This is a genomic window from Pseudomonas sp. MYb118 (assembly GCF_040947875.1).
Taxonomy (GTDB): domain Bacteria; phylum Pseudomonadota; class Gammaproteobacteria; order Pseudomonadales; family Pseudomonadaceae; genus Aquipseudomonas.
The window spans coordinates 2,307,847-2,320,988 of record NZ_JBFRXN010000002.1; the positions used below are offsets into that span (position 1 = coordinate 2,307,847).

Consider the following 13,142-nt stretch of genomic DNA (forward strand, 5'->3'; position numbering starts at 1 on the left):
CGTTGATGTAAAACACAAAGGGCCCTCATTTGGGCCCTTTGTCGTATCTGTCTGCAGGACGGCACGACCTTTGCTGGGATTTCATTAAAAAAGCATGGCTTGCAGCGTGCCATCAATTTAATGGCGTCAAAGTAGAGGGATTACCTGTGTCGGCCGTTCTCTCCTTGTTACAAAGCCGTCTTCTGCGGCCCGTCTTCGTTACCCTTGGTATCGCTCTTTTGGTGCAAGTGCTCGTTGCGGTTGCCCTGACACGCAGCACGGTGACTGCGCTGGAAGCCGACCTGGGCGTTCGCCTGGGCGCCGACAGCCAAAAACTGTCCACCGAGCTTGAGCAGGCGGGACGCGAAGTCACGTCGAGCCTCGACAGCCTCTCCGCCAGTACGCGCCAGCGGCTCACCGCCGGCTTGTCTTCGCGTCTGGAAGAGGAGCAAGCGCAGCTGCGGGCTACCCTGGAAAAAGACCTGAAGGACTCCGCCAGTGATATGGCGCAGCTCCTGGCCTCGGTCGCGCCCCGCGCCATGTGGGACAACGACGTGCCGACCCTGTCCGAATTCGCCCGTCGCGCCCAGCGCAATCCCAACGTGCTGTTCGTCGTCTATGACGATGCCACCGGCCAGCATCTGACGCGCTACCTCAACCGCGAGAACCCGATCAACAAGGCGCTGCTGGAAAAAGGCCAGGGCGAGCGTGCGCTGGACAAGGTGCTCGACGCGGCGAAAAACGATCCGTCGGTTTACTACGTGGAAGCCTCGATCAACCCCAATGGCGTGGAAATCGGCAAGGTGCTGATGGGGGTATCCACCGCCTCTGTAGAGACTGACCTGGCGGCGCTGGACAAGCGTTTTGAATCGCTGATCGCCAACAGTGATCAACTGGTGGGTGACAGCCTCAAGGGCGCGGCAGCCGACAGTGCCACCGCCATGCGCGCACGCCTGGCCTCGGCCCAGTCCACCGCGGCCGACATGAAAGCCAACACCACCGGCACCGTGCAGGAAGCCGCGGCGACCCTGCGCTGGCGCATTGGTGTCGGCCTGGCCCTGGTTGGTTGCGGCGTGTTGCTGTTGCTGGCCGTGGTGCTGGGGCGTCGTGTAGTCAATCGCTTGAAAATGTTGATCCTGGCCATGGACGACCTGGCGGCCGGCGAGGGTGACCTGACCAAGCGTGTGCAGATCAACAGCAAGGACGAGATCGGCGACATGGCGTCGGCGGTCAATCGCTTTGTCGATAAGTTGCAGCCTATCGTGCGCGAAGCCGGCGATGTCGCCCAGCGCACCGGCGTCGAGATCGGCGCCATGACCCTGCGCAATGCCGGGGCCGAAGCGGCGGCCGGCATGCAGCGCGACGAGGTGGCCGAGAGCCTGCGCGCGTTGTCGCAAATGGCCGATGAGGCGCAGTCGGAAAGCCATGCAATGCAGGCGGCCTTGCAGCAGGTGGTGGACATTCGTTCGGCCACCGATGAAAACACTCGCACCTCGGCCAAGGTCGGCAGCCTGATCGAAGCGCTGGCCGAGCAGGTCGATACCGGGGCGAAGGTCATCGAGCGGCTGGCCCAGCAGAGCGAGCAGATCGAAGTGGTGCTGACGGTGATTCACGGCATCGCCGAGCAGACCAACCTGCTGGCGCTGAACGCGGCCATCGAGGCGGCGCGTGCCGGTGAGACCGGTCGCGGCTTTGCCGTGGTGGCCGATGAAGTGCGGGCGCTGGCGAGCAAGACCCAAAGCTCGACCGGCGACATCCAGGCGCACATCGTTGCCTTGCAGCAAGGTGCGCGTGAGGCCGTGGCCGCGATTGGCCAGGCCGGGCGCCAGGCCAGCGAAGGGTTGCTGGTACTGCGTGACAGCGCGCGTCTGCAGCAGTCGGTGCAGGCATCGGTCGAGCAGGTGCATGCGGCGATTGGCTTGGCCACGCAGGCCGCGGCGCATCAGGCGCAGGGCGCGCAGGCGGTGCGCGGGCGTGTGGAAACCATTCACGCCCAGGCCGAGAAAGCGGCTCAGGCGGTGGTAGAGACGACCGAGAGCGGCAAGGTGCTCGATGGGTTGGCGGCGCAGCTCAAGGCCAGTCTGGGGCAGTTCAGGGCTTGATGTGTAGTCTGTAAGACCGCCATCGCGAGCAAGCTCGCTCCTACAGGGGAATGCATTCCAAACTGTAGGAGCGAGCTTGCTCGCGATGCTGTTATCAGCGGTTCAGATACATCCGCGTCGTCAACAGATAAACCGGCAACCCCGACACCACAATCAACAACGCCGCATAAGGCGCTGCCGCCGCAAACTCGACATTCGCCGTATGCGCCCAGACTTCCGTGGCCAGGGTGTTGAGCCCGGTCGGGCTGAGCAGCAGGGTCGCGGTCAATTCCTTCATCGCATCAAGGAACACCAGCGCAAACGCCGCCCCCAATGCCGGGAAAATGATCGGCAAGGTCACCCGGCAGAATGCGCTGAACGATGATGCGCCCAGGGTGCGGGCGGCTTCTTCCAGTTGCGGGGCGGCCTTGTTCAGCGCCGTGCGGATCGGCGCCTGGGCCAGCGGCAGGAACAGTAGCGCATAGGCCACCAGCAGCAACGCCGAAGTCTGGTACAGCGCCGGTACGTAATGCAGCGCGAAGTACACCAGGGTCAGGGCGATCACCAGTCCCGGCAGCGCATGCAGCAGGTAGGGCAGGCGTTCGGCCCAGATGGCCAGTTGGCCCTTGTAGCGCACTACCAGCAGTCCCACCGGCACCGCCAGTACCAGGCACAGCGCTGCACCGCCCATGGACAGCGCGAGCGACGACAGCAGGGCTTCGGTGATCGCCGCCACCGGGAACGCCGCCGACGAACCGACCATCAGCCAGTACGCCAGCATGCCCAGGGGGATGCCGCTGCCGACGATCGCCAGTGCCAGGCAGTAAAGCTGCCCGGCAATCGCCCAGCGCCCCAGCGGTACCTGTTCGGCGTGTCGCGCCGCGCCCTGGCCGATGCGCACGTGGCGGCCCTTGCCGCGCACCCGCAATTCCAACCACAGCAGCATCAGGCACAGCGCCAGCAGCACCGCCGACAGCATCGCCGCGTTGGCGTTGCTGAATTCCAGTTCGAATTGCTGGTAGATCGCCGTGGTGAACGTTTGCAGGCCGATGATCGACAGTGCGCCGAATTCCACCAGCATGTGCAGCGCGATCAGCAGCGAGCCGGCCAGCAACGATGGCCACAGCAGCGGCAGGGTGACCTTGAAGAACACGCCCCAGCGGTTCAGCCCCAGGGTGCGCGCCGATTCTTCAAGGGACGGGTCGAGGTTGCGCAGGGTCGCCGCAACCGGCAGGAAGATCAGCGGATATTTGGACAGGGTCATCACCAGGATGGCGCCGCCCAGGCCCTCGAAGTGCGCGCTGAGCGACACCCAGGTGAAGCTGCTGACGAACGCCGGCACGGCGAACGGCAGGCACAGGATCACGCCCCACAGGCGCCGTCCCGGCAGGTTGCTGCGTTCCAGCAGCCAGGCCAGCGACAGGCCGATGACCCCGCAGGCGACGGTCACGCCGACCATCAGTGCCAGGGTATTGCGCAGCAGACCGAATACATAGGGGCGCCACAGCAAGTGCAGCGCCTCGGCCCAGCCGGCCTGCCAGGTTTTCAGGCCGACATAGGCCAGTGGCAGCAGACTGAGCACCACCAGCAGCAGGACCGGCAGCAGCAGCCAGATCGACGGCCGCTTGCGTCCTGTTAGATAGCCCCCGCGCACGGCGGGGGCGGATGACGATGCGCTCATCAATTCAAGCCAACATCGCGTTCCAGGTCCAGGGCTTCTTCGGCGTTGCCGAGGTCAGCCGGCGTGACGTTCGGCGCTTCCAGCTCGCTGAACGGCTTGAGGCCGCGATCCGAGACCATGCCTTTGTGCAGCGGGTACTCGGCGGTGGTCTGGGTGATCACGCGCTGGCCTTCTTCACTGGCCATGTACGCCAGCAGTTGTTGCGCTTCCTTCGGGTGCTTGGTGGCCTTGACCACGGCGGCACTGGAAACGGTGATCAGCCCGCCGACGTCGCCGCCGGTGAAGTAGTGCAGCTTGGAATCGAGCTGGCCTTTTTCCCGTTGCAGGGCGAACCAGTAATAGTTGTTCACCAGCACGGTGGCGATTTCGCCGTTTTCCACCGCCTTGAGGGCAACCATGTTGTTGCTGTAGGTCTTGCCGAATGCGCGCAGGCCGGTCAGCCATTCCTCGGCGGCGTCCATACCGTGCACACGGATGATGGCCACGGCCTGTTCCTGGAAAGCGCCGCTGGTGGGCACGAAACCGACCTTGCCTTGCCATTTCGGATCGGAAAACTCCATGACCGACTTGGGCAGGTCCTTTTCATCGACCAGCTTGGGGTTGAAGGCCACCACACGGACCCGTGCGGTCACGCCGATCCAGGTGCCGTTGGCGGCGACGTAATCCTTGGGCAGCACGGCCAGGGTGGCGGGATCGGTCTGGGCCAGCAGGCCCTGTTCGCCGAGTTTGTTCAGTGGTGGCGACTCTTCGGCGTAGAACACGTCGGCCGGCGAGCGGTCGCCTTCTTCGACGATCTGGCTGGCCAGCTGGTTGCTGCTGCCCTTGCGTACGTCGACGTGGATACCGGTCTTGGCTTCGAACGCCTTGGCGACGGCGTCACCGACTTCCTTGTGTTGGCCGTTGTAGAGGGTCAGGGAAACGGGATCGGCAGCCTGGGTGAGGGGAGTGGCGAGTGCCAGGCCGAGCAGGGTCATGGTCAGGCCGCGGCGCAGGGTATTTCGAAACATCATTCGCAGGGTTCCTCACTGTCGCATTGCAAAAACTTGCAACAATGATAAACGATATTGTTTCTCAAGTGCGCCTTGCGGCGGGGTTGTGCGTTTGGTATGGGGTGTTCTGAACCCTGAACCCTGAACCCTGAACCCTGAGCCCTGAATCCTCAATCCCGAACCCAACCTTGCCCCCTGTAGGAGCGAGCCTTGCTCGCGATGGAGGCCCAGACACCGCGGGGCGTCAGGCAGTCAGCGTTATCGTTGACGACCATCGCGAGCAAGGCTCGCTCCTACAGGGGACAGTGGGTATTGGGTATTGGGTAGTCGATGTTGGGTGTTGGGTGTTGGGTGTTGGACGTTGGGTGTTGGACGTTGGACGTTGGGGCGAGGTGCATTTCAAAAGCCCAGAAACGCAAAAACCCGCTTTCGCGGGTTTTTGTGAAATCCAGAATCCAATCCTGAATTTGAAATTGGTGCCCAGAAGAAGACTCGAACTTCCACGACCGTAAGGTCACCAGCACCTGAAGCTGGCGTGTCTACCAATTTCACCATCTGGGCATTCATCAGCGTTGCCGCTGTTGATGTGGCGCACTATACGGAGAGCTTTTTGATCTGTAAACCCCTGATTTGGTTTTAATAAATCAAAAGCTTAGAATGCAAAAACCCGCTTTCGCGGGTTTTTGTGTGAGCCTTGAAATTGATCTAATCTCAAGCTCGAAATTGGTGCCCAGAAGAAGACTCGAACTTCCACGACCGTAAGGTCACCAGCACCTGAAGCTGGCGTGTCTACCAATTTCACCATCTGGGCAGTATCGGCAGCGCTAGTGCGTCGTCGATGGCGCGCACTATACGGAGCGTCTTTTTAACTGTAAACCCCTGCCTTCAAAAAAACCTGAAAAATGTTACCAGCGGCATTCAAATCGGCTTCGCAGCGTCGATAAAGGGCTTTAGAAGGGGCGTTATAGCCCGAAATTTCCCGTTTCATTACGCCTATGCCAAACTAACCCGCATATAGACAAGGTGAAAACTCTCTAATGGCCGATTGGCAGTCCCTCGATCCCGAGGCCGCTCGTGAAGCGGAAAAATACGAAAACCCTATTCCTAGCCGCGAACTGATCCTTCAGCACCTTGCTGATCGGGGTTCGCCTGCTAACCGCGAGCAACTGGTCGAAGAGTTCGGCCTGGTCACCGAAGACCAGATCGAGGCTTTGCGTCGCCGTCTGCGCGCGATGGAGCGTGACGCTCAACTTATCTACACCCGCCGTGGCACCTATGCGCCAGTGGACAAGCTCGACCTGATCCTCGGTCGCATCAGCGGTCACCGCGATGGTTTCGGCTTCCTGGTGCCGGATGACGGCAGCGAAGACCTGTTCATGAGCCCGGCGCAAATGCGCCTGGTGTTCGACGGCGACCGTGCCCTGGCCCGGGTTTCCGGCGTGGACCGTCGCGGTCGTCGCGAAGGCATGATCGTCGAAGTGGTGTCCCGTGCCCACGAAACCATCGTCGGTCGTTACTTCGAAGAGGGCGGCATCGGCTTCGTGGTCGCGGACAACCCGAAAATCCAGCAGGAAGTGCTGGTCACCCCGGGTCGCAACGCCAACGCCGACATCGGTCAGTTCGTCGAAGTGAAGATCACCCACTGGCCGACGCCACGCTTCCAACCGCAAGGCGACGTGATCGAGGTCGTGGGCAACTACATGGCGCCGGGCATGGAAATCGACGTGGCCCTGCGCACCTACGACATTCCTCACGTCTGGCCCGATGCGGTCATGAAGGAAGCCGGCAAGCTCAAGCCGGAAGTCGAAGAGAAAGATAAAGAGAAGCGCATCGACCTGCGTCACCTGCCGTTCGTCACCATCGACGGCGAAGACGCCCGCGACTTCGATGACGCGGTCTACTGCGAAGCCCGCCCAGGCAAGCTGCGCCTGTTCTCCGGTGGCTGGAAGCTGTACGTGGCGATTGCCGACGTTTCTAGCTACGTGAAACTCGGTTCGGCGCTGGACGCCGAGGCCCAGGTTCGCGGCAACTCGGTGTACTTCCCTGAGCGCGTGATTCCGATGCTGCCGGAGCAATTGTCCAACGGCCTGTGCTCGCTCAATCCGCTGGTCGATCGTCTGGCCATGGTCTGCGAGATGACCATCTCCAAATCCGGTGAAATGACCGATTACTGCTTCTACGAAGCGGTCATCCACTCCCATGCGCGCCTGACCTACAACAAGGTCAGCGCCATGCTCGAGACGCCGAAAGCCGCCGAAGCGCGCAAGCTGCGTGGCGAGTACACCGACCTCGTGCCGCACCTCAAGCAACTGTATGCGCTGTACAAGGTGCTGCTGGCCGCCCGCCATGTGCGTGGCGCGATCGACTTTGAAACCCAGGAAACCCGAATCATCTTCGGTTCCGAGCGCAAGATCGCCGAGATCCGCCCGACTGTGCGTAACGACGCGCACAAGCTGATCGAGGAATGCATGCTGGCGGCCAACGTGGCCACCGCCGAATTCCTGCAGAAGCACGAAATTCCTGCGCTGTACCGCGTTCACGACGGCCCGCCGCCGGAGCGTCTGGAAAAACTGCGCGCCTTCCTCGGTGAGCTGGGCCTGTCCCTGCACAAGGGCAAGGACGGTCCATCGCCGAAGGACTATCAGGCCCTGCTGGCCGGCATCAAGGATCGTCCGGACTTCCACCTGATCCAGACCGTGATGCTGCGCTCGCTGAGCCAGGCGGTGTATACCTCCGACAACCAGGGCCACTTCGGCCTGAACTACGAGGCCTACACCCACTTCACTTCGCCGATCCGTCGTTATCCGGACCTGCTCACGCACCGGGCGATTCGCAGCGTGATCCATTCGAAGATGGACACCCCGCACGTGCGTCGTGCCGGTGCGATGACCATTCCGAAGGCGCGCATTTATCCGTACGACGAAGCGGCACTGGAGCAGTTGGGCGAACAGTGCTCGATGAGCGAGCGTCGTGCCGACGAAGCGACCCGCGACGTGGTGAACTGGCTCAAGTGCGAGTTCATGAAAGACCGCGTGGGCGAGTCGTTCCCAGGCGTGATCACTGCCGTGACCGGTTTTGGCCTGTTCGTCGAGCTGACCGACATCTACGTCGAAGGCCTGGTGCACGTCACCGCGCTGCCGGGCGATTACTACCACTTCGATCCTGTGCATCACCGCCTGGCCGGTGAACGCACCGGGCGCAGTTTCCGCCTGGGTGATACCGTTGAAGTGCGGGTCATGCGCGTCGATCTCGACGAACGCAAGATCGACTTCGAGATGGCTGAGAAGACCATCAACGCACCGATTGGCCGCAAGAAGCGCGGTGCAGAAACCACGGCACCCGCTGCGGCAAAAACGGCCGAACCGGCGGCGAAAGCCGGTCGTCGCACCGCCAAGGAAAAGCCTGTCGAGGCCTACCGCTCCAGCGATGCCGCGGCGAAAAACGCCGAGGTGCGCAAAAGCCGCGAAATGAAGAAGGCCCTGCTGTCCGAGGCGAAAAGCGGCGGCAAGGCGTCTGCGGGTGGCAAGTCCGGGCGTTCCGCGCCGGACAAGGCCCCGGCCGGCAAACCGAGCAAACACCGTAAGGGCCCGTCAAAAGCGGGTTCCGCTCCAGCCAAAAGCGGCGGGGCGCGTAAACCGAAGGCGAAGTCATGAGTCAGTTGGAAAAAATCTACGGCGTGCACGCCGTGGAAGCGTTGCTGCGTCACCACCCCAAGCGCGTCAAGCAGATCTGGCTGGCGGAAGGCCGCAGTGAGCCGCGCCTGCAGAACCTGATCGCGCTCGCCGGCGAAAACCGCGTGCCGGTCGGCAATGCCGAGCGCCGTGAGATGGATGCCTGGGTCGAAGGTGTGCACCAGGGCGTGGTAGCAGAGGTGAGCCCGAGCCAGGTCTGGGGCGAAGCGATGCTCGACGAATTGCTCGATCGCACCGAAGGCGCACCGCTGTTGCTGGTGCTCGACGGTGTCACCGACCCGCACAACCTCGGCGCTTGCCTGCGCTCGGCGGATGCCGCCGGTGCGCTGGCGGTGATCGTGCCCAAGGACAAGTCGGCCACGCTGACCCCAACGGTGCGCAAGGTGGCCTGTGGCGCGGCGGAAGTGATCCCGCTCGTCGCCGTGACCAATCTGGCGCGCAGCCTGGAAAAACTCAAGCAGCGCGGCCTGTGGGTCGTGGGCACCGCCGGCGAAGCCGAGCAGAGCCTGTATCAGCAGGACATGACCGGGCCGACCATCCTGATCATGGGCGCCGAAGGCAGCGGCATGCGCCGCCTGACCCGCGACCTGTGCGATTACCTGGTGCATTTGCCGATGAGCGGCAGCGTCAGCAGCCTCAACGTCTCCGTGGCGACCGGCGTGTGCCTGTTCGAAGCGCAGCGCCAGCGGGCAGCCGCCAAAAAGGCCTGACCTACACACCCACCCTGTAGGAGCGAGCTTGCTCGCGATAGCGGTGTATCAGCCTGCATTAATGTCGACTGACGCACCGCATCGCGAGCAAGCTCGCTCCTACAGGGGCATTGGGTGATGCGAAGAGCGTGATTGTTCAAATAATCACCAATTACCTTGCACCTCTCCCCTCCCTTCTCTACAATTGCGCCCCTTGCTGTGACGGCAGGCACGCATGTGTCTCCCGCAAGCAAGTCCATAAGTGTCATTCACTCCTTGTCTGATCGCCTTCGAGCGGCAGGCTACAACCCGTAAGGAGCATTCATGCGTCATTACGAAATCATCTTTTTGGTCCACCCGGATCAAAGCGAGCAAGTCGGCGGCATGGTTGAGCGTTACACCAAGCTGATCGAAGAAGACGGCGGCAAAATCCACCGTCTGGAAGATTGGGGCCGTCGTCAACTGGCCTACGCAATCAACAATGTTCACAAGGCTCACTACGTGATGCTGAACGTTGAGTGCACTGGCAAGGCCCTGGCCGAGCTGGAAGACAACTTCCGTTACAACGATGCAGTGATCCGTAACCTGGTCATCCGTCGCGACGAAGCCGTTACCGGCCAGTCCGAGATGCTCAAGGCTGAAGAAAACCGCAGTGAGCGCCGTGAGCGTCGCGACCGTCCTGAGCACTCCGACGCTGAAGGCGTTGATGGTGATGACAGCGACAACAGCGATAACGCTGACGAGTAATCCACGGACCTTTTGAGGAGCCTATTACATGGCACGTTTCTTCCGTCGTCGTAAATTCTGCCGCTTCACCGCTGAAGACGTGAAAGAGATCGATTACAAAGATCTCAACACTCTGAAAGCCTACGTATCCGAGACCGGCAAAATCGTTCCAAGCCGTATCACCGGTACCAAAGCTCGTTATCAGCGTCAGCTGGCCACCGCTATCAAGCGCGCCCGCTTCCTGGCCCTGCTGGCCTACACCGACAGCCACGGCCGCTGAGACCGGGTCGTCGACTCGTAGCAAAGGATTGAATGCATGCGTGCCTTGGCTGAGTTCATCATGCGCGGCCGTATGCAGGCCACTCTGGTAGTGGCTGGATGCGCGGCATTGCCGTTGTTGTATTGGTTGGGTGCTGCCGCCGGATGCCTCGTGCTCCTGCGGCGCGGATTGCAGGACGCCCTGGGCGTTCTCGCACTGGGACTGCTGCCGGCGTTGGTCTGGTGGCTGTATTCCGACGACCCACGGGCACTTCTGGTGCTGCTGGGGTCTTCGAGCCTTGCGCTGGTTTTGCGCGCAAGCGAATCCTGGAACCGCGTGCTGCTGGTCAGCATAGCGATGGGAGTGGTGTTTGCAGTGGTGCTGGGGACAGTTTTTGCTCCCCAAATCGAGATGCTGGCGCAGGCCTTGATCAAGGTCATGCCGTCGCTACTCGGTGATGTCTACCAGAAGTTGTCGGTAGACGAGCAAGCGCATTTTGCGTCCCTGATTGCACCGGTCCTGACCGGCCTGATTGCGGCCTTGTTGCAAATCGTCAGTGTGCTGAGCCTGCTTGTCGGGCGCTACTGGCAGGCGTTGTTGTACAACCCGGGTGGTTTTGGTCGCGAGTTTCGCACCATCCGCTTCCCGCTGGGGCTGGCGATGTTACTGCTGGCGTGCATGCTTCTGGGGCCGAACATCGGTCCGCAGATGGCCATGTTGACGCCGTTGTGCAGTGTACCGCTGGTGTTCGCCGGGCTGGCCCTGATTCACGGGCTGGTGGCGCAAAAGCGATTGGCCAGGTTCTGGCTGGTGGGGTTGTACGTCACGTTGTTGCTGTTCATGCAGCTGATCTATCCGTTGCTGGTGGTCCTGGCCATCGTCGACAGCCTGATTGATTTTCGCAGTCGTCTGGCGCCGAAAGACGCCGATAACGCGAACGGTGAAGGTTAAAAGTTAAGAGGTTAATACCAAATGGAACTGATCCTGCTGGAAAAAATCGCCAACCTGGGCAACCTGGGCGACAAAGTAAAGGTTAAGGCCGGCTACGGTCGTAACTACCTGCTGCCTTTTGGCAAAGCCACCGCTGCGACCGCTGCCAACCTGGCTGCGTTCGAAGAGCGTCGCGCTGAGCTGGAAAAAGCAGCCGCTGACCGTAAAGCATCGGCTGAAAGCCGCGCTGCTCACCTGGCTGAGCTGGAAGTGACCATCACTGCCACTGCTGGTGACGAAGGCAAGCTGTTCGGTTCGATCGGCACCCACGACATCGCTGACGCACTGACCGCCTCCGGCGTTGAAGTGCAGAAAAGCGAAGTTCGTCTGCCAAACGGCACCATCCGTCAGGTTGGCGAATACGATGTAGCCGTGCACCTGCACGCTGAAGTCGAAGCCACCGTACGCGTTGTCGTGGTAGCAGCTTAAGCAACACCTGATCGGCTGGCGGCTTGCCCGTCAGACGGTTAACATCGGGCACGATCCTGTTTACAGGTCGTGCCCTTTGTCTTTCTGGGAACTCCCGTTTTTCAATTCCTGTTTGTTAAAAAAACCAAGTGACCATGAACGAAATTTCCGCTCCCGAGCAATACGATCTGCAAGCCAGCACGCTGAAGGTGCCACCACACTCCATCGAGGCCGAACAGGCTGTACTCGGTGGTCTGATGCTGGACAACAACGCCTGGGAACGCGTGCTCGATCAAGTCTCCGACGGCGATTTCTATCGGCATGATCACCGCCTGATTTTCCGCGCGATTGCCAAGCTGGCCGACCAGAACTCGCCTATCGACGTGGTGACCCTGGCTGAGCAGCTGGAAAAGGAAGGCCAGACTTCACAGGTCGGCGGCCTCGGTTACCTCGGTGAGCTGGCGAAAAACACGCCATCGGTCGCCAACATCAAGGCCTATGCGAAGATCGTGCGCCAGCGCGCGACCCTGCGCCAGCTGATCGGCATCAGCAACGACATCGCCGACAGCGCCTTCAACCCCGAAGGACGTACCGCCGAAGAGATCCTCGACGAAGCCGAACGGCAGATCTTCCAGATCGCCGAGGCCCGGCCAAAGACCGGTGGGCCAGTGGGCGTCAACGATTTGCTGACCAAGGCCATCGACCGCATCGACACCCTGTTCAACACGGGTGAGGGCATCACCGGCCTGTCCACCGGCTACACCGACCTCGACGACAAGACCAGCGGCCTGCAACCGGCTGACTTGATCATCGTCGCCGGCCGTCCGTCGATGGGTAAGACCACCTTTGCCATGAACCTGGTGGAAAACGCCGTGTTGCGCAGCGACAAGGCGGTACTGGTGTACTCGCTGGAGATGCCAGGTGAATCGCTGATCATGCGTATGCTCTCCTCGCTGGGGCGGATCGACCAGACCAAGGTGCGTTCCGGCCAACTGGAAGACGACGACTGGCCGCGCCTGACCTCGGCGGTCAACCTGCTCAACGACCGCAAGCTGTTCATCGACGATACCGCCGGTATCAGCCCGTCGGAAATGCGCGCCCGGACCCGCCGCCTGGTGCGTGAGCACGGCGATGTCGGCCTGATCATGATCGACTACCTGCAACTGATGCAGATCCCGGGTTCCAGCGGTGACAACCGGACCAACGAGATTTCCGAGATCTCCCGTTCCCTGAAAGCCCTGGCCAAGGAATTCAACTGCCCGGTAGTGGCGTTGTCGCAGCTCAACCGTTCCCTGGAGCAACGGCCGAACAAACGTCCGGTGAACTCCGACTTGCGGGAATCCGGAGCGATCGAGCAGGACGCCGACGTGATCATGTTCGTGTACCGCGACGAGGTGTATCACCCGGAAACCGAGCACAAGGGCATTGCCGAGATCATCATCGGCAAGCAGCGGAACGGCCCGATCGGGTTTATCCGGCTGGCGTTCATCGGTAAGTACACGCGGTTCGAGAACCTGGCGCCGGGTAGCTATAACTTCGATGATGATGAATAAGATCATCGTCGCCTGACCTGGCCTCATCGCGAGCAAGCTCGCTCCCACATTGGTTCGGTGTGTACCGTTCAATTGTGGGAGCGAGCCCTGCTCGC

At 61.3% G+C, this 13,142-nt stretch carries 10 protein-coding genes and 2 tRNA genes; 8 read left to right on the forward strand and 4 right to left on the reverse strand.

The window, feature by feature from the left end; genetic code table 11:
• Positions 1 to 146 precede the first annotated feature (146 nt).
• Positions 147 to 2,081: a methyl-accepting chemotaxis protein gene (locus ABVN20_RS16425; RefSeq protein WP_368556759.1), complete on the forward strand. Its 1,935-nt coding sequence runs from the start codon at positions 147 to 149 to the stop codon at positions 2,079 to 2,081.
• A 94-nt stretch (positions 2,082 to 2,175) separates the two neighbouring features.
• Here the strand turns inward: ABVN20_RS16425 and ABVN20_RS16430 are convergent, their stop codons facing one another.
• The 4 genes from ABVN20_RS16430 to ABVN20_RS16445 all read right to left on the reverse strand — a co-directional run bounded on the left by ABVN20_RS16430 (position 2,176) and on the right by ABVN20_RS16445 (position 5,541).
• Positions 2,176 to 3,741, reverse strand: a complete 1,566-nt coding sequence (locus ABVN20_RS16430) for an ABC transporter permease (protein ID WP_368556760.1) — start codon at positions 3,739 to 3,741, stop codon at positions 2,176 to 2,178.
• Positions 3,741 to 4,751 carry an extracellular solute-binding protein gene (locus ABVN20_RS16435; protein WP_368556761.1) on the reverse strand — a complete coding sequence of 337 codons (1,011 nt, stop codon included), beginning with the start codon at positions 4,749 to 4,751 and terminating at the stop codon, positions 3,741 to 3,743. The genes ABVN20_RS16430 and ABVN20_RS16435 overlap by 1 nt, the downstream gene beginning before the upstream one ends.
• Positions 4,752 to 5,204: 453 nt before the next feature.
• Positions 5,205 to 5,291, reverse strand: a tRNA-Leu gene (locus ABVN20_RS16440).
• Positions 5,292 to 5,454: 163 nt separating this feature from the next.
• Positions 5,455 to 5,541: transfer RNA gene (locus ABVN20_RS16445), tRNA-Leu, on the reverse strand.
• 226 nt (positions 5,542 to 5,767) lie between these two features.
• Between ABVN20_RS16445 and rnr the strand changes: the two genes are divergently transcribed.
• From rnr to dnaB, 7 genes are all read left to right on the forward strand, one after another.
• A complete protein-coding gene (gene rnr / locus ABVN20_RS16450; protein ID WP_368556762.1) occupies positions 5,768 to 8,383 on the forward strand; it encodes a ribonuclease R in 2,616 nt (871 codons plus the stop codon).
• Positions 8,380 to 9,132: a 23S rRNA (guanosine(2251)-2'-O)-methyltransferase RlmB gene (gene rlmB, locus ABVN20_RS16455; protein WP_368556763.1), complete on the forward strand. Its 753-nt coding sequence runs from the start codon at positions 8,380 to 8,382 to the stop codon at positions 9,130 to 9,132. The genes rnr and rlmB overlap by 4 nt, the downstream gene beginning before the upstream one ends.
• Positions 9,133 to 9,435: 303 nt before the next feature.
• The gene (rpsF, locus tag ABVN20_RS16460; protein WP_037015709.1) at positions 9,436 to 9,858 is read left to right on the forward strand and encodes a 30S ribosomal protein S6; all 423 of its coding nucleotides are present in this window, start codon (positions 9,436 to 9,438) and stop codon (positions 9,856 to 9,858) included.
• A 28-nt stretch (positions 9,859 to 9,886) separates the two neighbouring features.
• Positions 9,887 to 10,117 carry a 30S ribosomal protein S18 gene (gene rpsR / locus ABVN20_RS16465; protein ID WP_002551829.1) on the forward strand — a complete coding sequence of 77 codons (231 nt, stop codon included), beginning with the start codon at positions 9,887 to 9,889 and terminating at the stop codon, positions 10,115 to 10,117.
• Positions 10,118 to 10,153: 36 nt separating this feature from the next.
• Complete coding sequence (locus ABVN20_RS16470; RefSeq protein WP_368556764.1) at positions 10,154 to 11,047, forward strand: hypothetical protein; 894 nt, start codon at positions 10,154 to 10,156, stop codon at positions 11,045 to 11,047.
• 21 nt (positions 11,048 to 11,068) lie between these two features.
• Entirely contained in the window at positions 11,069 to 11,515 is a 447-nt protein-coding gene (gene rplI, locus ABVN20_RS16475) for a 50S ribosomal protein L9 (RefSeq protein ID WP_368556765.1), read from the forward strand.
• 134 nt (positions 11,516 to 11,649) lie between these two features.
• A complete protein-coding gene (dnaB, locus tag ABVN20_RS16480; protein ID WP_368556766.1) occupies positions 11,650 to 13,047 on the forward strand; it encodes a replicative DNA helicase in 1,398 nt (465 codons plus the stop codon).
• Positions 13,048 to 13,142: the final 95 nt, after the last annotated feature.

Bases quoted from the DNA above. Each gene is read 5' to 3' on its own strand.
- dnaB (WP_368556766.1), top strand. From the start codon at position 11,650: ATGAACGAAATTTCCGCTCCCGAGCAATACGATCTGCAAGCCAGCACG.
- rpsF (WP_037015709.1), top strand. From the start codon at position 9,436: ATGCGTCATTACGAAATCATCTTTTTGGTCCACCCGGATCAAAGCGAG.
- ABVN20_RS16435 (WP_368556761.1), bottom strand. From the start codon at position 4,751: ATGATGTTTCGAAATACCCTGCGCCGCGGCCTGACCATGACCCTGCTC.
- ABVN20_RS16430 (WP_368556760.1), bottom strand. From the start codon at position 3,741: ATGAGCGCATCGTCATCCGCCCCCGCCGTGCGCGGGGGCTATCTAACA.
- rplI (WP_368556765.1), top strand. From the start codon at position 11,069: ATGGAACTGATCCTGCTGGAAAAAATCGCCAACCTGGGCAACCTGGGC.
- rlmB (WP_368556763.1), top strand. From the start codon at position 8,380: ATGAGTCAGTTGGAAAAAATCTACGGCGTGCACGCCGTGGAAGCGTTG.
- ABVN20_RS16470 (WP_368556764.1), top strand. From the start codon at position 10,154: ATGCGTGCCTTGGCTGAGTTCATCATGCGCGGCCGTATGCAGGCCACT.
- rnr (WP_368556762.1), top strand. From the start codon at position 5,768: ATGGCCGATTGGCAGTCCCTCGATCCCGAGGCCGCTCGTGAAGCGGAA.
- rpsR (WP_002551829.1), top strand. From the start codon at position 9,887: ATGGCACGTTTCTTCCGTCGTCGTAAATTCTGCCGCTTCACCGCTGAA.